The organism is Burkholderia sp. KBS0801, assembly GCF_005937855.2.
GTDB lineage: Bacteria > Pseudomonadota > Gammaproteobacteria > Burkholderiales > Burkholderiaceae > Burkholderia > Burkholderia ambifaria.
Window position 1 is genome coordinate 2,454,230 of record NZ_CP042178.1, and the last position, 19,234, is coordinate 2,473,463.

Consider the following 19,234-nt stretch of genomic DNA (forward strand, 5'->3'; position numbering starts at 1 on the left):
TGATCGTCGATACTTCCGCTGCGTGCGTCATACGGCTGCTCGAATCGACGCGTTCGCGCCCATTCGCTCCAATATCCGCCGCGCGGCAAACGCCGGTCGATCGAGCTGGATGTCGATCATCGGCGCCGTGGGGCTCCAGTTCGCCTGCAGGCTCTCCGCGACGTCCTTGTCCTCCATGACGGTGGCAAACACTTCCTTCGCGGTGAACTCGGTAAATCGTTCGTTGTCGATGTCGAAATCGCGGTGCATGCCCACGAAGACATGCGTCGTGGTGTCCGTGGCGGGCGTGAAGATCGTCGTCGTGTAGACGTGGTAGACCTGGCCGCTAGCATCGTCGCAGGCGTGCGCCCGCGTTTCGACCCGCGTGTTGCCGATGGGCCAGTACACGACCTCCTGGAAGCGGTCGATGTAGTCGAGCTTCAGGATATGGGTGTAGAGCGGCGGCGTCTTCTCGCGGCGCAGGTACCGGCGCACGCGGACTTCATCGTCGTTGATCACGATTTCGGGCGGCGTCTCGACGATGTCGAGCGAACCCAGCGTCTTCGCATGCACGAACGCGGCGTGCGAGATGTCGAGGATGTTGTCGATGCCGAACAAGTAGCTGCACGCGATGGTGCAATAGCTCATCTTCCCGGCGAGTTCAGGCGCCGAACAGACCCAATGGTTCGGGATCGTCGCTTCGTCGGCCTGGTCCGGCTCGCCGGTCCACAGCCAGATGAAGCCGTATTTCTCGACCGCGGGGAACGCGCGTGCGCGCGCGCCCTTCGGGATCGTGCTCTGGCTCGGAATACTGACGCACGCGCCGGAGCAGTCGTACCGGAGCCCGTGGTACCAGCACTGGAGATCGTCACCGACAACGCGCCCGCGGGACAACGGAACCTGCCGGTGCGGGCATCGGTCCTCGAGGGCGACGACCTGGTTCGCCAACGTACGGTACATGACGATCTTCTGATTCAGGATCGTCCGTGCAAAGGGCTCCCGCTGGACTTCGTCGGAAAGTGCTGCTGCGTACCACGCATTCTGGATAAACATGATTCCTCTCTTTGCTACAGGGGTGGCGTTGTGGCACACCGGACCCGAGTTCAGGCTGGCATGTGCCTACCGGATCGTTTCTACTTGCGCGCGACGGCGACCAGCGCGTCGCCGTCCCGAACGTCGGCCGTGGCCGCTTCGCGATCGAGACGACCGTCCGCCATCCGCTCGAGGAATTCGTCCGTCGCGGACTGCAGGTTGACGCACGGGTACTGGAAGCGACCCGTCGTATAACGCAACGCCCCAAGGAAGGACGGCTCGACCTGCGCGCCTGTCCCTTCGAACAGCCCGTGCGACGCCAGATACGCGTGGAGCGCGGGCAGCCGATAACACGGGACGGCTGGATACTGGTGGTGTTCGAGGTGGTAATTGCTACCGAAGAACAGCGCGGTATAGATAGGCGACGTATAGCTGCGGCTGTCGCGATATCGCCCCGGCACGGTATCCGTGTGCTCGATGTAGGCGCGGATCGTGCTGAACACGTACACCCCGATATACGGAATCAGCATGACCGTGAAACCCAGCCACACCGAGCGATGCCAGATGAACCCGTAGGTCGTCACCGCGCACAGGTTCAACGCAACATTGAGCCGGGAGATCCAGCGCATTTCGCGCTGGCTGAACGGCAACCGGGTGTTCTCCGGCCAGGGCAGCCCCGCCGCCATGCGCATGGCGTTCTTCAGGTAGATTCGCACGCCCGTGGAGCGCGCGAGAAAGAAGCGCGACCAGAATGTGCGGTACTGCGAATAGATCTGGACATCCGGGTCGATGTCCTGACCGGTGAAGCGATGGTGCTTCCAGTGCGTCATGCTGAAGCCGACGATCAGGAAACCGGGCACCAGCGACGAGCAAATGAGCGCGAGCGCAGCGCTCACATACTTGTTGCGATGCAGGTTCGTGTGCATCCCCTCGTGCCCGACGAACGTCAGCAGGTGCATGCCGTGCCCACCGATCACGCCCAGGACGATCGCCATGGCAATACGTGCCGGCGTCGACGCCGGGATATCGACGATGGCGAACGCCACGGCGGCCGGGATCAGGAAGAATGCGAGCGCGTGCGCCAGATAGAGGATCGTGGCGACGGAACTGATTCGGTGGAAGTATCGTGGCAGCTTGAGCCGCGAGAGTGCGAGTTCACTGTCCAGCGTGGCTTCGATGGTCAAAGCGTCTCTCCTCGAGTTACGCGACGCAGGGCCGGCGATTGGCGAACGTGCCGCGCCGTGGCCGTGGCTTGAAATCGCGTGGCAGCAACGACCACGCACCGGTATTCCGCGCTCATATGGACTCCTTCGCGCGGACGTCGTGATCGCTGCCGACGGCGAACGCTTCGATCTCGTCAGGCTCGGACGCTTGCGGCCGGCTGGAACGGGCTTCCTCGGCCAGACGCTGGCGCAACGCCATCTCGGCGCGGATCGCCTCGCCTCGCCGGGACATGTCGATCAACGGCTGGATCACGCCCATCTCCCCGCGCGCAACGGCCTCGTCTGCCCATTGCTTGATATCGCTCGGGTCGAATACCGCAAACGGCGAGCACTCGCGATTCTGCGAAGCGAGCAACCGTGCCTGCAGCACAGGATCGGCCGCCAGCTTGCCGTACAGGATCCGGCTGAGCGGGTTGTTGTGGTCGACGGCGCCGCGACTGCGCGAGTATTCGAACAGGTCGATCGAGGTCGCGTCGCGCTGACGCCAGTAGCGCACCAGCGCGTCGTCGCCGCCCTCGACAATCGCTCGGCCGAGCGCACGTGCATCGCGTAGCGCATCGGTAATCCCGAACCCGGGAGACGGGTCCATGAAGAGGCCCGCATCGCCGACCAGGGCCCAGCCTCGACCTGCCGCCTGACGAAAGAAAAAGCGCAGCTTCAACGCGCCGAGCACCTTGCTCGCAGGCGCGCCGGTGATCAGCGGAGCCGTGTGACGGTTGGCTCTCAGCGTCTCCATGAGCTTTTCGAGCACGCGCCCTTTCCACTCCGGCAACTGCGTTTTCGCGAAAGCCACCCCGATCAGCAACAGATCGCGGTTGGTCGGAAAGACGAAGACGATATCGTCGCCGAACACGCAGTTCATCGCGCCACCCTGATAGCGTGGATCGTCGTCGAACCAGTCCGGCCGCGGCCAGTAGGCCCAGTAAATCGCACGAGGGCAGTCGTAGTCGTGATACTCGTCGGCGCCGACGAGTTCCGCCGTGGTCGAGTGCGGACCGTCGGCGCCCACCACGACCCGCGCGCGAATTTCTTCACGGGTTCCGCCCTGCTCGACCACCGCGCCCGTCACCCGTCCGCCGTCGCGCAGCAGGCCGACCAGCTTCGTGCGCGTACGGACCTCGGCCCCCGAGGTTCGCGCCTCCTCCAGCAGGAGCGCATCGAGATCCATGCGTCGCGGGCACGAGCACCGTCCGCCGACCGGATACTCGATGCGGCCGGTCACCTCGTCGACGCCATACATCATGCTGGGCACCGGTGGCGCGAAGCTGCGCACCTTGTCACCCAAAGACAGTTCGTCCAGCAGCGCCATGCCGTACGGCGAAATCCAGTGAGTGGACAATGGCTGGTCGCTCGGGAGATTGCCCGCGTCGATCGCCAGAACGCGCTTGCCGGCGCGCGCCAGATGAATCGCGAGTGTGGCGCCCGCGCAGCGGGCGCCCACGATGAGGGTGTCTAACACGGAAAGTTTTCCCTTTGGATGACGACTGGAACCCGGATTGCACGTGACGCGCCCTCGCCATCGAATGGCGGGGGCGGTTGCGGACCGCGACGTAGCGCCGATTACTGACGCTTCGCGATCCTTTCTAAATGTCGAATGGCACGCGGACTGCGAGCGTCTGCGTTCAATGCGCCGAGGCTGATCTATCCGGCGGATACCGTTTGAACAGCACCGATGCATTGACGCCGCCAAACCCGAACCCGTTCGACAGCGCGATCTCGACGGGAACGTGCCGTGCGGAAGGCCCGATCAGATCCAGGCCGGCGGCAGCTTCGTCGGGGTGCTCGAGATTCAGCGTGCCGGGCATTACGCCATCGCGCAGGGCGAGAATGGAAAACGCCGCTTCGATGGCGCCCGCCGCCCCAAGCAAATGGCCGGTTGCCGACTTGGTCGACGAAATCGCCGGGCCGGCGCCCACGCCGAAGACGGTTTTCAGTGCCTCGATTTCTCCGGAGTCGCCGACTGGCGTCGAAGTCGCATGCGCGTTGACGTAGCCCACCTGTTCCGGGGCGACCTCGCCCATGGCCAGCGCCAGCTTCATCGCCCGCATGGCGCCGGATCCGTCGTCGGGCCCGGCGGTCATGTGATAGGCATCCGCCGTGGTTCCGTACCCGATGATTTCCGCGATCGGGCTGGCGCCGCGTGCGATGGCATGGTCCAGCGACTCGACCACCAGCATCGCGGCCCCCTCGCCCATGACGAAGCCGTCACGGTCGCGGTCGAACGGGCGCGAGGCCCGAACCGGCTCATCGCCGAAACCGGTCGACAGCGCGCGCGCCGCCGCGAATCCGCCCAGGCTGACCTTGTCGAAGGCCGCTTCAGCGCCGCCGGCCAGCACGACATCGGCCTCTCCGTTCTGGATCAGGCGCATCGCATCGCCGATTGCCTGCACACTCGCCGCACAGGCGGTCACGGGACAGCCGAGAGGCCCGCGAAACCGATGCTTGATCGAAATCTGGCCAGCCGCCAGATTCGACAGAAAGAACGGAATGGTGAACGGCGACAACCGCCGCACGCCACGCGTCTCGCCAATCCGGACCGCCTCCGCCAGACCGGGAAAGCCACCGATGCCCGATGCGACGACCGTAGCCGTGCGCTCGCGCTGATGCTCGCTTTGCGGCGCCCATCCGGCTTCAGCGAGCGCCTCATCCGCGGCAACCATCGCCATCTGGATGAAGCGATCCATCTTCCTCAGTTCCTTGTTCGGCACCGAAAGCTCGGGATCGAATCCGCCGTCGGGATCGTCGGTCTTGTCCTGCACGGTCCCGCCGACCTTGGCGGGCAGGTCGGCGACGATGTCGTCGCCGAGCCGGCGCAGCCCGGAGCCTCCTCCGATCAAGCGCTGCCACACCAATTCCTTACCGCAACCCAATGGGGACACAATGCCGATACCGGTCACTACCACTCGAAGCGTCATTTCACCTTCCCCTTCGGGCCGGGACCAGCCGAGCCACGTCGTTAAAACTGTTCATCTTCAGGGCACACCCTTTGAGTTAATTCATTGCACCGGGGCACGGCCGCGGCGGACCGTCGTGCTTCCCGGGGCGTGCGTATCGAGCGTTCACACCGCTTGTCCGAACGCGTGCGACATAGGCAGGGCGCGCGACAGGTTGAACGGCACGCTGTGTTCCAGCGCGTCGAGGTTCAGCGCCGCGCGCGTTTGCTCATCGATCTCGATCCAGAACGGCAAGGTCGGCTTGCCGTCGATCATTTGCGGCGGAGCAGCGCGATGCACGTTGACGCCCATCCGCTTCAGCAGCCGTTCGTTACCGAGCACGGAGAACGCAATGAGACGGTTGGCGCCATGTGCATGCGCGACACGGACGATTTCGGACATCAGGGCACGCGTGTTTTGCCACGACTCTTCCGCGGTCAACGACTCGCCGCGCGGCATGCTCATCGCGAAGCGGGACAGTTCCCACACGTTGCGCGCACAGGGAAGCGATGCGCCGCCCATCAAATCCGGAAACACCTCACCGAGCAGATAAGGCTCGTCGGTCGGCAGCAGCCGACCGCATCCGACGATTTCGCCGTTGCGGTCGCAAGCGACCACATAGAGCGTGTCCGCGTGATCGAAATCGTCAAATTCGATGCCGTCGCCGGTGGGTAATGACCAACCGAGTTCCTGTATGAAGACCTTATGCCGAAACTCCGCAAGTCGATTCATCGTCTTGCGACTCAAATCAGCGCTTCTTCCCGACAATAAAGTCAGCATCGTAAATGCCCTCGCTCTCTCATCTCAGAATTGTTAGCGCGAATTGGACCCGAAATTGCCATGTCAAAAAAGCTGCCCGAATGGGCAGGGTCGGGCGTTCGGGCGAGATTCTTCGCGGCGAATGCGCTGGGACATTACGCCGTGCAAACGGAGGGGGTGGAATTCAACTGGCGAGAGCCACGCGAGTCGGTCGGAAGAACCGGCTGGAGCGCGCTTGATTATCGGAGGTTCTGTGTCACGGCATGGATGACCGTAGCCGTCATTGCGCGATTGCCATACCGATCAGGAGGATCGACGGGAATCGGGGGCGGAGCGGCACATGCGCTGTGCCGCGAAGCATAGGGTTTCATGCAAGATAACCCTATGCATTGAAAAAACAAAATCAGTAACCTGCGAAGATGGCCGATTCAAGTTCGCGCTGACGGACGCCCGAGCACAGCCAGCCCTGGATCAATTCCTGGCTGTATCGCGCCCCATAATCGTCACCGTTCATATTGAGGAGCATCACGTTGCTGCTGACATCGTCCTTCCCGACCCTCACGTCGGACTGGCCCACCGCAACATGCCATACGCAGCCGACGCTCGCGGTCGGTCGCGTTTCAGTGCAGACCAGTTCGTAGTAGCCGGCGTTGACGGCGCTAACGCCCTCGCCCCACAAGTCATGCAACACGTTCGGGGCTTGCTGACACATATGCTGACGGAAGCGCAGCGCGTAAAACGCCGGCAAGGTCAATCGTACGTATCCATCGTTCAGTTTTTCTGGCATGTCCGTTCTCTCGACGTGGCACCTGTTAAAATCGCTGCCGCATAGTTTGGCAAGATTCGCGGCTATCGGCTAGGCGAAGGCCATTGCAACGCTTGTAGCGCACCCGCGTTGTGATTCGTGATAGCCGGCGCAATCGTGTGCATATTATTTACGATTATTACAGATCATCCCAACAATGCCATCGCATTATCAGGATGTACAAGTAGCCATGCCCACATGCAAACCCTACAACTCGAGCAATCAATATCGAGCGCGGATCCCCCTGAATCCGCCATCACGCAGAAAATTCGCGTACAACATCATGCTTGCCACTCGATACTTGAAACAATGAGCCTCCCTCTTGAATAATTTTTTGAAAAAACCGGTCAACGCACCAACCACACGATATAGCCCGCCTTCGCGGGCAAGATTGACCGCAAGGGAATGATATGCATGCCTGGAGAGAGAAGTATCTGAATGGATACGCTACGGCAAAATCCGAGGCCGACGTGTTTCTGGAGTTCACGGCTGACGTGCGAGCACTTGGATTCGAGTACTGTTCGTTCGGTCTGCGCATTCCGTTGCCGGTCAGCAAGCCGCAGTTCATGCTGCAGTCCAACTATCCGCAGACGTGGGTCGACCGCTATGTGAGCCAGAACTATTTTGCCGTCGACCCGACGGTGCGGCATGGCCTCAGTCAGATGAGCCCGTTGATCTGGCGTGCCGATAGCCAGACGCAGAGCGTCGAGTTCTGGGACGAAGCGGAACACCATGGCTTGCGCCACGGCTGGTGCATGCCGTCCATCAGCCGCACCGGGGCGATCGGACTCGTGACCATGGTGCGATCGGGCGAGCCGATCGATGAGCGCGAGCTCGCGGAAAAGGGCTACAAGATGTCATGGCTCGCGAACATGGCCAACTATGCGATGAGCATGCATCTGCTCGCGCGGTTCGTGCCCGAATATGCCGTCGAGTTGACTGCTCGCGAGCGCGAGACGCTGCAATGGTCTGCGGCGGGGAAAACCTACGCCGAGATCGGCAAAATCATGCATGTCGACGACCGCACCGTCAAATTTCACCTCGTCAATGCAATGCGCAAGTTGAACGCGACCAACAAGACCGAAGCCGCAGTCAAGGCGGCGATGCTGGGGCTTTTGTTCTGATGCCGTTCTCTTCATCGACCTTGTACGGACCTTTCCGCCGTTCCTAAGTTCGCTCATCGCGCAAGAGGCGCATCGGCACATGGCGTTAGCCCTTACTCACGCCGTGCGGGCAGACGACCGTTCGCCCCGCCGTCGTGACGCAATGGCCGGCGTCATTCTTCCGACGATTCAGGCTTGGCGTTTGCCAAGCCTGTCGCCAGCCTTACCACCCGCCCCTACCTGAACCCGCAGCCGGCTCGCGCTTGTCTTGCGCCACGCTGCGGGCGCGGCTTTTCGCCTGGTGCCCGAACGCGAGCGCGGTTTTTTACCCGATTCCGGATGCCAATCCGACAGTCGGGCCGATCGCCCGTCAGCCCCACCCCGCCCCCGATTACCTAGGTAATTGACACGTATAGACCTAGGTAATTGTCCTCCCTACCATGGGTTTCGACGCGACCCAAAGCGCCCTACACGAAGAGGATACGACCATGACCACCCAGGACGTCGACACCAGAACGTTAAGACGCGTGATCGCTGCAGCGTCGATCGGCAACTTCGTCGAATGGTTCGATTTCGCCGCATACGGCTTTCTCGCCACCATCCTGACGCGCGAATTCTTCCCGAGCGGCGACCCGACGATCGGACTCCTGAAGACATTCGCCGTCTTCGCGGTGGCCTTCGCGTTCCGACCGCTCGGCGGGCTCATCTTCGGCGTCATCGGCGACCGGATCGGCCGCAAGCGCACGCTCGCGCTGACGATCCTGATGATGGCCGGCTCGACGACGTTGATCGGCCTGCTGCCGACCTACGCGAGCATCGGCTATTGGGCACCGTTGCTGCTCACGATCATCCGCTGCGTGCAGGGCTTTTCCGCCGGCGGCGAATACGCCGGCGCATGCGCGTACGTGATGGAACATGCGCCGCGCCGCCGCCGCGCATTCTTCGGCAGCTTCGTGCCGGTATCGACCTTCTCGTCGTTCGCTTGCGCGGCGGTGGTCGCCTATCTGCTCGAGTCGTCGCTGTCGTCGCAGGCGATGATCGAATGGGGCTGGCGCGTGCCGTTCCTGATCGCGGCACCGGTCGGCCTCATCGGCGTCTACCTGCGCGTCAACCTGAATGAAACGCCCGCGTTCCAGGCGCTCGAAGGCAAGCACGACATTGCGCATGCCCCGCTGATGGAAACGCTGCATTCGCAGTCGCGGAACATCCTGAAGCTCGGCGCGTTCGTGTCCGTGACGGCGCTGTCCTTCTACACGTTCACCACGTATTTCGCGACTTACCTGCAAGTGGCCGGGCACCTGTCGCGCGGCACGTCGCTCCTCGTGACGGTGCTCGCCCTCCTGTTCGCCGCGGCATTGTGCCCGATCGCCGGCCTCTTCTCCGACCTCGTCGGCCGCCGCGCGACGATCGCCACGACCGGCATCTTCATCATCGTGTCGGTGTATCCGGCCTTCTCGCTGGGCGGCTCGGGCGTGCTGTCGCACTCGCTGCTCGGCGTCGCGCTGCTCGCGATCGGCGCGGTGTTCTCGGGCGTGGTGACGGCGCCGCTGATGTCGGAAGTGTTCGCGACGAAAACCCGCTATACGGCGTCCGCGATCACCTACAACCTCGCGTACACGATCTTCGGCGGCACCGCCCCGCTCGTCGCCACGTGGCTGATCTCCGCGACCGGCACCAACCTGTCGCCTGCGTACTACCTGATCGCCGTGTCGATCTTCGCGATGATCGGCGGTCTGTCGCTGCCGGAAACGTCGAAGACGGCACTCGAGGAAGCCGGCCCGGCAACCGGCAGAACCGCCCAGTCCGCCAAGCGCGGCGTCGAACGCGCCGTTTGAGCGGCCGTCCCGCACAACATCAACGCACGGAGCGACACGATGACGAGCCTTCATGAATCCAGCATCATCATCGACGGCCTGAACATTTCCAAGTTCGAGCGCTCGGTGTTCGAGGACATGCGCAAGGGCGGCGTCACGGCCGTCAACTGCACGGTCTCCGTGTGGGACGACTTCCAGAAGACGATCGACAACATCGCGGAGATGAAGCAGCACATCCGCGAATACAGTGAAATCCTCACGCTGGTGCGCACGACGGACGACATCCTGCGCGCGAAGCAGGAGAACAAGACGGGCATCATCTTCGGCTTCCAGAACTCGTATGCGTTCGAGGACAACCTCGGCTACATCGAAGTGTTCAAGGAACTCGGCGTGAACGTGGTGCAGCTCTGCTACAACACGCAGAACCTGGTCGGCACGGGCTCCTACGAACCGGACGGCGGGCTGTCCGGCTATGGCCGCGAAGTGATTCAGGAGATGAACCGGGTCGGCATCATGGTGGATCTCTCGCACGTCGGCGCGAAGACGTCGTCCGACGCGATCGCCTGTTCGACGAAGCCGGTCACCTACTCGCACTGCTGTCCGTCCGGACTGAAAGAGCATCCGCGCAACAAGACGGACGATCAACTGCGCGAGATCGCCGAAGCCAACGGCTTCGTGGGCGTCACGATGTTCATGCCGTTCCTGCGGCGCGGCGCCGACGCGACGATCGACGATTATCTCGAAGCGATCGAATACGTGATCGACGTGATCGGCGAGGACAAGGTCGGTATCGGCACGGACTTCACGCAGGGCTACAGCACCGAGTTCTTCGACTGGATCACCCACGACAAGGGTCGCTATCGTCGTCTGACGGACTTCGGCAAGGTCGTCAATCCGCAAGGTATCCGAACAATCGGTGAATTCCCGAACCTCACGGCCGCGATGCAGCGTGCCGGCTGGAGCGAACCGCGCATCAAGAAGGTGATGGGCGAAAACTGGCTCCGGGTATTCGGCGAAGTGTGGAACGGTTGAATCGCCCCCCATACCAACACACCGGCCATGCGCGCGCACTCGGCCGAGGTCCAGTGCGCGGGCGAAGGACACGAGTGCTGTGTCTTTCAAGTCGGATGAGTGATCGGCAAGCGCTACAATCCAGCAGGAGCGAACCTGCCCGATAGCCTTGGTCCGAACGCGGTTCGGGCCCGTCGACACGATGCCGAACATGACCGACACGACGCCCCGTCTCGATTACGAAGATCTCTTCCGACATCTGCCCGTCGCGGCGATCGTGGCCAGGGAGCGGATCATGGTCGAGTGCAACGAGAAGGCGCTGCAACTGTTCAGGGCGACCCGTGACGACATCATCGACCAGTCGTTCGCGAAGCTGTATCCGCAGCAGAAGGACTTCGCGACGACCGGCCGGCGCCTCGCGCCGCTGCTCGCGAAACATGCCGGGTTCAGCGACGATCGCATCATGCGCCGTGTCGACGGCAGCCATTTCTGGGTCACCGTGTGCGGCTTCGGATACAACCCGAAACGGCCCTTCGAGCTGGCCGTGTGGACCTTCACTGACCTGTCGGAGAGCGCGAAGCATCCCGACGTCACGAGCACGCTCACCGATCGCGAGCGCGACGTCGCGGCATTCCTGGTTCACGGCCTGACGAGCAAGGAAATCGGCAAGGAGCTGAACATCAGCCCGCGCACGGTCGACATCCATCGTGCGAGCTTGCTGCGGAAGTACGAGGTGCGCACGACGCATGACCTGATCGCGTGCTTGCTGGCGTGAAATGCGTGCGGGTCAAAGCATCAGTGCTTCATTTCCCGGACGCCGACCTGACGAACTCCGCCAGATCGTGATTGAAGCGGTCGGGTTCCTCGATGAACGGTGCGTGACCCGCATCGACGTACACTTTGCTCTGGATGCGAGGATTCAACGCCTTCGCGCGGGCCAGCGTCGTGGGCGTGTCGACCAGCGCATCGCGGCTGCCGTATATGAACAGCAGTGGCACGCGTGTCTTGCTGAGCGCCTCGGCGGCAAACACCGCCATCGTCGGAATTTCCTTCTGCATGTCCCACGACGCCAGCGCGGCGTTGGCGAGCAATCGGCTGAAAGTGTCGGCATCCGGACGGCGGTTGAAGCACAGCCCAATGAAGGTACGCTCACCGTCGAGATGTGTTTTCAGGTCCGGCGAATTCATGTCCCGATAGACCTCGGGATGGTCAACGATCTGACCCGGCGCGAGTTCGACGACACCATCGACGTATACGGCACCGGCGACGTTGTCATCGCCATACGTTGCGAAGTAGTTCGATATCACCGCACCGCCAAGCGACCAACCCACCACGACGGGTTTTCTCGCATGCGAGCCGTCGATGACTGCTTCGAGGTCGTCGGCCCAACGGCGTCCATCGTGATACGGCGAGGCGCCAGATGGCTTATCCGACAGGCCGTGGCCGCGCAGATCGTAGGTGATGATCCGGTATTTGCGCAATTCGGGGCTTTGCACTTGCGCTTCCCAGTTCAGGCGACTGCCAAGCAGACCGTGAATGAAAATGACCGGCGGGCCGTTGGGGTTGCCGCTTTCCTGAACCGAAAGCCTTACACCATCCTTCGATGTAACCATATAGCTTGTCGGAGCAGCGACCGCGTCAGGTATCGACGCAAATAGCGTTGCCGCGGAGACTGCGGCGGCCAGCAGGTATCTGAGCATTCGGGTGAGCATGAAGAAGGCCTCGAGGTGAATCGTCCGCCCAGTCTGAACCCTGACACTAATGTCAGAGTCAAGCGCTTTGTGCTAGCCTGTTTTTCATGGACAAGATGCCCTCAAAGGAACTGCTGACTATCGGAGAAGTTTCGCAACGCACCGGCGTAAGCGTGCGATCGATCCGTCACTACGACAAACACGGTTTGCTCGCGTCGGTGCGCGCGGACAATGGATACCGGATGTTCCCCGACCGGGCGGTCACGCAGGTCAAGCAGATCCGGCGCATGATCGCGACGGGTTTCACCATTGAAGACATTCTCGGCTTCCCGGACTGCATGCTTCTGATCGAAGGCGCGCGCTCGTGCGACCAGATCACCGATATCCAGCGGCAACGCCTCGAAGCTATCGATCGTCAGATCGCGGATCTCGAACGGCGTCGCAAGAGGCTTATCAAAACCTTGTCGGAAGGTGCGGTTCCGCCGGTCGAGTGAGACGTGCGTTCGAATGGATACACCCGCGGCACACGAGTCGATCGTCAAAACTTCGCATTCGGCGCTGACTGCTTCTCGCAAAGGTCTAGGCCTCGGCTGTTGTATTCCGCGTGCCGAGTTGACGACAACGAGCGCCGGCGGAACGGCTTCTTTCTGCTAAGTTGCAGACGTTCAGCCGTTTGACTGGTTTCTTTGCGCTCAATCAGTGAAATGGTCGAGCGGCTAACGCCGCTGGAAACAGCCAACTCTTCCCGAGTGAATGCACGGGCCTTACGCAGATCCCGGACTCGTTTGGCGATGAAGTGGTCGATGTTCATGCCTTCTAGTACATTGGATTTTTTCCCGAAAACTAACACGGGATGCGGATGACGAAGCGAGTCTCGCGCCGCTGAGCGAGGGCTCGTTGCGGCCGGTCTCGGGGTCGAGGGGCAAATCTCGGCTTCATAGGTCGGTCACGTCTTGCTGGCCGACGACTTTGGCCGTCGAGTCCATACTCCGACGGTGCACGTGGTGCAGCGGTGCAATCAGAGTTCACCCGAGGTAGCGCGGAGTTTCAGGCGGGCGGAATCGCAGCATCAGATTTAGTAATGGTACTGCCGGAGTATTTTGGCGCGTCGCCCGGCTTACTACACTCCGCTCATCGGAACCGTAACAGTCGAAGACCAAGGCGTCCACGCCTACCACCACCTACCGATTGGGTCCGACTCAATCGCCCGCGTCAGCGATGACGCGCCGGCGATCCTTTACCTTCAATCCGGGAGTACGCTGTGAAAGATGCATGCGCTCAATTGAGCCAGGTGAAACGCCTTGCTTGCACGTTCCTCATTTTTGGCTTTCTCGCGACTGGGTCGTTGAACGCCCAAGCGCAGGCTCAAGCCCAGACTCAGCAGCAAACCGCCCTGCCTCACGTTGCTGTACTGGCGACTGGTGGAACGATCGCTGGAACCGCGGCTACGGAAACGCAGTCGACGGGCTACAAACCGGGCGTACTCACCGCAGATGCGCTTCTCAAATCGGTCCCATCGCTGGGAAAGGTAGCCAGGGTATCAGGCGAACAGATCTCGAACGTTGGAAGCGAAAACATCACCAACGCTATTCTTCTCAAGCTTTCGAAGCGGGTAAACGAACTTTTAGCTCAACCCGATATCGCAGGCGTGGTTGTAACTCACGGAACCGATACGCTCGAAGAGACCGCCTATTTCCTGAATCTGGTCGTCAAGAGCGACAAGCCGGTCGTCGTCACCGGCTCAATGCGCCCTTCGACTGCTATCAGCGCGGACGGCCCTAGCAACCTGCTTCAGGCGGTGACTGTCGCTGCGTCACCCGAGGCACGCGGGCGAGGCGTGATGATTGTTCTCAACGACCGGATCGGCTCTGCGAGATACACGACTAAAACTAACGCTGATAGCCTCGATACGTTCAAGAGCCCTGACGACGGCTACCTTGGCACCTTGGTTGACAACGTGCCGCACTTCGAAACCGCTGTGGTAAAACTTCACACAACGCAGACCCCGTTTGATGTGTCTAACCTCGATTCGCTTCCCGAAGTTGACATCATGTATGGCTATCAGAACGACGGAGGTTATCTGTATGACGGTGCAGTGTCCCACGGCGCTCGCGGCATCGTCGTGGCGGGCGTAGGCGCGGGCAGCGAGTCGCTTCTCGCACTTCCGTCAATCAAGAAGGCAATCGATAAGGGGGTCATCGTGGTCCGTTCGTCACGAACCGGCAGTGGTTACGTTCCGGAAGATCCCGCGTACGTTGGCCTGCTGGGGGATAACCTCAATCCGCCGAAGGCTCGTATTCTCTTGATGCTCGCGCTCACGGTCACAAAAGACCCGGCCCGGATTCAGCAGATGCTTCATCAGTTCTGAACTCGGGACCGAAAGCTAATGCTCAACATGTTCTTGTACGGAACGCTGCGCAAGGGCGAGGCTAACGACATTTGCGATCTTGCCGTCGATCATGGGCTGACTGCGCCTCGCTTCGTCGGGCCCGCGACCGTAAGGGGACGTCTCTACGACTTCGGGAAGTACCCCGGATTAGTGTCAGCTAGCGATGGCGGCCCCGTAATCGGGGAAGTCTACGAAATCGAGGACGAACTGCGAGCTGTGCTCGATGAGGTCGAGCGAGCATATCCCGAGAATGAAACATTGTTCTCGTTGGAAGTGATCGACCTCAATGTCGATGGACAAACGGTGGCTTGCCTGTTCTACCCTGTGTCAGCCGCATCGGTGCTGGGACTGCCCGAGATCCGCTCAGGAAATTGGGTGGAACACCGCCGATCCCGAACTACGAAAAACTGACCGAACGAAGTTCCTTGGACAGCCCGGCGCTACGCGCTGGGCTTTTTTACGCGCTACCAAAAGCGCAGCGCCGGCTCATATTCAGCCGTGCTTCGAGTTTCTATTAGAAACGATAATAGTATGGCCGGACCTGCTGTTTTGCTGAATTTCTCGTCATAGACTGTTTTCAAGGTGCCAAGACACTTAGGCATCACCCCGAGACAGGAGACGACAGTGAGCAACCAGGTTTTACTTGAAGACGTACCCATTCGTCCTTTCCACGTGGGCGTCGCGTTCAGTGGCACGGGCGGGCAATTCAGCGACGGTTTCGTGCTTGGCATCATCGGCATCGCCGTCAGCATGGCAGCGGGCCCCCTTCACCTCGACGCGGTGTGGATGGGGCTACTCGGAGCGGCGTCGCTTGCGGGCCTCTTCTTCGGCAGCATGTTGGCAGGCCCATTCGCAGACAAGTTCGGTCGCCGATCGATCTTTGCGTATGACATGCTGCTCTTCGCCGTCGTCTCGGGCGCGCAGTACTTCGTCACCTCGCCTACGCAGCTATTCGTTCTGCGCCTGCTTTTAGGGTTCATTCTCGGCGCTGACTATGTCGTGAGTAAGTCCCTGGTCACCGAGTATTCTCCGCGTCGCTACCGGGGACGCCTTCTCAGCGTTCTAGCCGCAGCTTGGGCGGCCGGCTATGTTGGCGCCTATCTTGCCGGGTTCGCAATGCGCGACATTGGCCCGGACGCCTGGCGAATCATGCTCGCGGCAAGCGGCGTTCCTGCCCTATTGATTCTTCCGTTCCGTCTCATCGTGCCGGAATCGCCGATGTGGCTGATGAAACGCGGACGCGGCGACGAAGCCCTGGCCATCATTCGCCGTAAGTTCGGTTCCGAAGTTACGCTTTCGAAGCCGACGGCCGACGCAAAGCAGCACCGCGGCGGCGCATGGTCCGAGCTGTTCTCGCCGCGCTGGCGAAAAAACACCCTTGTCGGTTGCGTGTTCTATACGTGTCAGGTCATCCCTTACTTTGCACTGGGGACGTTCGCGCCGCGAGTGCTTGAGGCGCTGCACGTCAAAGACAAATTCGTTGGCGGCCTTGTCTATAACGTTCTGCTGTTGGCCGGTGCCATCATCGGGCTCTTGCTGGTCGATCGGCTGTCTCGCCGCACCTTCCTGATCGGGACGTTCTACCTCGCGGCGCTTGGTCTGGCTGTGCTGGCGTATGCCAATTTCGGCCCCGTCGGAACGATGATCGCATTCGGCGCGTTCGCGTGCATTCTCTCGGCAGCAGCAAACCTTGAATTCGTCTATCCGCCCGAACTCTTCCCGACTCATCTGCGTGCATCTGGCGTGGGCCTGGCAGTTGCGGCAAGTCGCTTCGGTTCGGCGATCAGCACGTTCTTGCTCCCGCTGGCGGTCCAACACGTCGGCATTCACGCGGCGTTGGGCGCGTGCGTCGCAGTGCTGCTCTTTGGCGGGATTTTCTGTCACCTGACGGCCCCTGAAACGGGCAATGAGAATTTGACCGACGTAAAGTCCGATACCGCCGCCGAGGAAGAATCTTTTGCTGCCAAGCGCCCTGTCTGACGGCTTACGTCATCGTGGTGAGCGGCGAGCAGTCGGTTCCTGAAAGCGGCAACAGCATGCGGTTCTGAAGTCGGCAAGCCTATGCGACAGTGAGCCCAAGCAACTATCAGGAGCCGAACAATGTCATCTAACAAGCCACTCGACATGCATGCAGTGCAAATCTTTGTGGCCGTTGCCGAAGAAGGAAGCATGTCGGCAGCGGCAGCGAGGATGGGCATCTCACAATCAGGCGTGTCGCAGATAATCCGGCAGCTTGAGGAAGAGTTAGGCGTCGTGCTGGTCAACCGTACGACACGACCGCTCGCATTGACGCCGTTTGGAATCGCGCTTCGGAATCGCGGTGCAGTCTTGAGTGAGGAAATTGCCAACCTGAAGGCGCAAGTCGTTGAGGCAGGTCAAGGTATCAAACCTGATTTGCGTATCGGATTGGTCGACTCCTTCGCATCAACTTGCGGCTCACTTTTCACGAAAAACCTGCTGAGTAGGGTTTCGCAGCTCTCGATACGCACTGGTCTAAGCCCGCAACAGGGCGAAGCCCTGTTGCGCCGAGACCTGGACCTCATCATAACCAGCGACCCGTTGATGGATGCGAATGACGTTGTCCGCTACAGGCTTTTCTCAGAACGGTACTTCGTTATAACGCCAAAGGAGATGACAAAGCCGGTGCGCACGCTGGACGATTTGCGGTCGCTCGCGAAAAACTTACCTATCGTCCGGTTCAACCGAACCTCTCAGGTAGGCATGCAGATCGAACGGTATCTTCGGCGAATTGAAGTTCGCGCCCCCAACAGGCTGGAGCTGGACAACGCGGACGCCCTCACATCCATGGTTGCGGAAGGCATCGGATGGGCAATTACATCTCCCATGTGCCATCTCCAAGCTGTGACACATGCGGGCAACGTCGCTACTCACGTAATTGACAATATGGGCTTGGAGCGCTCGCTTTATCTAGTGGCGCGACGAGACGAATACAACGCTTTCTTCGATGACGCCTGCGAGACCGCGCATGAGGTCATCAAAACATCATTCATGCCGAGGCTGAAGGCCGTTGGCTCGAACATCGAATCTCTTGTTACCGTTGGCGAAAGGAACACTCATGAATAAGCTTACTCAAGGCGAGCAGCGCACCGAGCAGGACTACGTCGGCAAAGTCACCATTCCGGTTGACAAGCTCTACGGCGTGAACACTGTTCGAGGCGTCGAAAATCTTACGGTGTCCCCGCTCAATGTGGCTCACTACGCGCAGTTCCGGGACGCCTTCGCACAGGTCAAGTGGGCCGCCGCACTGGCGAACCTCGACAATAACGTCGTGACCAAGGAACAGTGCGAAGCGATCGCCCAAGCCTGTCAAGAAGTCATCGCCGGGCGGTGCGACTCGTCGCTTCTCGTAGATCTGATGGAAGGTTCGGGCGGGACTTCGACGAATATGAACTTCAACGAGGTCATCGCCAACCGTGCGCAGCAGTTCCTCGGACACGCACCCGGTAGCTATGAAGTCGTTCATCCGAACGATCACGTCAATGCTTCGCAATCGACAAACGACGCTTACCCTGCAGCTTTGAAGATCGCGACATATGCGATGCTCGGACCTCTGATCGAAGAGCTATCGCAACTTGCGGTTCTGTTCGACGGCAAGGCCACCGAGTTTGCCGATGTACTGCATCTTGGCCGCACCTGCCTACAGGACGCGCAACCGATGCGTCTCGGCCAACTGTTTGGAGGCTACGCTTCTCTGACAAAGCGTCTGGCCGAAGAACTCGCAGCAGTTCGCGACAAGCTTCGTACGCTTCCGCTGGGCGGCACGGCCATCGGGACTGGTTTCGGCGCTCCGGCTGGCTACCGCGCTGCGGTGTATTCGCATCTTGGCAAAATTACGGGCGTGGACTATCAGGCACCGACGAACTCCTTCGATGCAATGCAGAACATGGACGTATTCTCGCGAGTTTCGGCAGAACTCCGCACGACTGCCGTATCGCTCGCAAAGGTCGCTTCCGACCTGACGGTGCTGTCTTCGGGACCGGTGGGTGGCTTGGGCGAACTGAGGCTGCCAGAGGCACAGGCCGGTTCATCAATCATGCCCGGCAAGGTTAACCCTGTCCTGCCAATGGCAATACTCCAGCTGAGCTTCGCGATCGTTGGAAACGACGTCGCAGTTGCTCAGGCAGTGCAGTACGGCGAGCTGGAAATCAACCATTTCGAGCCCGTAGTTGCCTCTCGTGTGTTTGATAGCATCATGCTGCTCACAAACGGCATTCAACGTTTCGCACAGAAATGCGTCAAGGGCATCCAGGCCGACGTGGAACGTAACGAGAAGCATCTTTTGGAATCGATGGCAGTTGCAACGGCCTTGGTTCCCAAAGTCGGCTACGCCCGTGTAAGTAAGCTCGCTCGGCAGTCGGTGGCGGAGGGCCGCTCGCTTGTAACCATCCTGGACGAATCGGGGTTGCTGTCGCCCGATGCGACCATCGCTGCTATCCGCAAGGCATCGTATCCTGTATTCGACGACGCGTAACCG

General features: G+C 60.7%; 18 protein-coding genes. 10 read left to right on the top strand and 8 right to left on the bottom strand.

Annotated elements, in window-relative coordinates; all coding sequences use genetic code 11:
• Positions 1-27: 27 nt before the first annotated feature.
• The 6 genes from FFI87_RS27880 to FFI87_RS27905 form a co-directional block, all read right to left on the bottom strand.
• Positions 28-1,032: an aromatic ring-hydroxylating dioxygenase subunit alpha gene (locus FFI87_RS27880; RefSeq protein ID WP_006749598.1), complete on the bottom strand. Its 1,005-nt coding sequence runs from the start codon at positions 1,030-1,032 to the stop codon at positions 28-30.
• Positions 1,033-1,112: 80 nt separating this feature from the next.
• On the bottom strand, positions 1,113-2,195 hold the full coding sequence (locus FFI87_RS27885; RefSeq protein ID WP_138849966.1) for a fatty acid desaturase family protein: 1,083 nt from the start codon (positions 2,193-2,195) through the stop codon (positions 1,113-1,115).
• A gap of 112 nt (positions 2,196-2,307) precedes the next feature.
• Positions 2,308-3,693, bottom strand: coding sequence for an NAD(P)/FAD-dependent oxidoreductase (locus FFI87_RS27890; protein ID WP_138849965.1), 1,386 nt, complete (start codon positions 3,691-3,693; stop codon positions 2,308-2,310).
• Between the two features lie 163 nt (positions 3,694-3,856).
• A complete protein-coding gene (gene fabF / locus FFI87_RS27895) occupies positions 3,857-5,149 on the bottom strand; it encodes a beta-ketoacyl-ACP synthase II (protein ID WP_138849964.1) in 1,293 nt (430 codons plus the stop codon).
• Positions 5,150-5,293: 144 nt separating this feature from the next.
• Positions 5,294-5,947, bottom strand: a complete 654-nt coding sequence (locus FFI87_RS27900; RefSeq protein WP_138849963.1) for an acyl-homoserine-lactone synthase — start codon at positions 5,945-5,947, stop codon at positions 5,294-5,296.
• Positions 5,948-6,329: 382 nt separating this feature from the next.
• Positions 6,330-6,713, bottom strand: coding sequence for a DUF4902 domain-containing protein (locus FFI87_RS27905; protein ID WP_138849962.1), 384 nt, complete (start codon positions 6,711-6,713; stop codon positions 6,330-6,332).
• Positions 6,714-7,201: 488 nt separating this feature from the next.
• On the opposite strand from FFI87_RS27905, the gene FFI87_RS27910 reads away from it, so the two are divergent.
• From FFI87_RS27910 to FFI87_RS27930, 4 genes are all read left to right on the top strand, one after another.
• Positions 7,202-7,855 carry a helix-turn-helix transcriptional regulator gene (locus FFI87_RS27910; RefSeq protein ID WP_244101981.1) on the top strand — a complete coding sequence of 218 codons (654 nt, stop codon included), beginning with the start codon at positions 7,202-7,204 and terminating at the stop codon, positions 7,853-7,855.
• A 467-nt stretch (positions 7,856-8,322) separates the two neighbouring features.
• Positions 8,323-9,669: an MFS transporter gene (locus tag FFI87_RS27915; RefSeq protein ID WP_138849960.1), complete on the top strand. Its 1,347-nt coding sequence runs from the start codon at positions 8,323-8,325 to the stop codon at positions 9,667-9,669.
• Between the two features lie 39 nt (positions 9,670-9,708).
• On the top strand, positions 9,709-10,680 hold the full coding sequence (locus FFI87_RS27920; protein ID WP_138849959.1) for a dipeptidase: 972 nt from the start codon (positions 9,709-9,711) through the stop codon (positions 10,678-10,680).
• A gap of 181 nt (positions 10,681-10,861) precedes the next feature.
• Positions 10,862-11,434, top strand: a complete 573-nt coding sequence (locus FFI87_RS27930; protein WP_041491586.1) for a PAS and helix-turn-helix domain-containing protein — start codon at positions 10,862-10,864, stop codon at positions 11,432-11,434.
• 28 nt (positions 11,435-11,462) lie between these two features.
• On the opposite strand, the gene FFI87_RS27935 is transcribed toward FFI87_RS27930, so the two are convergent.
• Positions 11,463-12,371, bottom strand: coding sequence for an alpha/beta fold hydrolase (locus FFI87_RS27935; protein WP_138849958.1), 909 nt, complete (start codon positions 12,369-12,371; stop codon positions 11,463-11,465).
• A gap of 86 nt (positions 12,372-12,457) precedes the next feature.
• On the opposite strand from FFI87_RS27935, the gene FFI87_RS27940 reads away from it, so the two are divergent.
• A complete protein-coding gene (locus tag FFI87_RS27940; RefSeq protein ID WP_138849957.1) occupies positions 12,458-12,844 on the top strand; it encodes a MerR family transcriptional regulator in 387 nt (128 codons plus the stop codon).
• A 44-nt stretch (positions 12,845-12,888) separates the two neighbouring features.
• Here FFI87_RS27940 and FFI87_RS35275 read toward each other — a convergent pair whose 3' ends face one another.
• Positions 12,889-13,161, bottom strand: a complete 273-nt coding sequence (locus tag FFI87_RS35275; protein WP_138849956.1) for a helix-turn-helix domain-containing protein — start codon at positions 13,159-13,161, stop codon at positions 12,889-12,891.
• A 450-nt stretch (positions 13,162-13,611) separates the two neighbouring features.
• Between FFI87_RS35275 and FFI87_RS27950 the strand changes: the two genes are divergently transcribed.
• The 5 genes from FFI87_RS27950 (at position 13,612) to FFI87_RS27970 (ending at position 19,231) form a co-directional block, all read left to right on the top strand.
• On the top strand, positions 13,612-14,718 hold the full coding sequence (locus FFI87_RS27950) for a type II asparaginase (protein ID WP_279607543.1): 1,107 nt from the start codon (positions 13,612-13,614) through the stop codon (positions 14,716-14,718).
• Positions 14,719-14,736: 18 nt separating this feature from the next.
• Positions 14,737-15,150, top strand: coding sequence for a gamma-glutamylcyclotransferase (locus FFI87_RS27955; protein WP_138849955.1), 414 nt, complete (start codon positions 14,737-14,739; stop codon positions 15,148-15,150).
• Positions 15,151-15,363: 213 nt separating this feature from the next.
• The gene (locus tag FFI87_RS27960) at positions 15,364-16,719 is read left to right on the top strand and encodes an MFS transporter (protein WP_138849954.1); all 1,356 of its coding nucleotides are present in this window, start codon (positions 15,364-15,366) and stop codon (positions 16,717-16,719) included.
• Between the two features lie 120 nt (positions 16,720-16,839).
• Positions 16,840-17,823, top strand: coding sequence for a LysR family transcriptional regulator (locus FFI87_RS27965; protein WP_175805044.1), 984 nt, complete (start codon positions 16,840-16,842; stop codon positions 17,821-17,823).
• The gene (locus FFI87_RS27970) at positions 17,816-19,231 is read left to right on the top strand and encodes an aspartate ammonia-lyase (RefSeq protein WP_138849952.1); all 1,416 of its coding nucleotides are present in this window, start codon (positions 17,816-17,818) and stop codon (positions 19,229-19,231) included. The genes FFI87_RS27965 and FFI87_RS27970 overlap by 8 nt, the downstream gene beginning before the upstream one ends.
• The last annotated feature ends 3 nt before the right edge of the window (positions 19,232-19,234 follow it).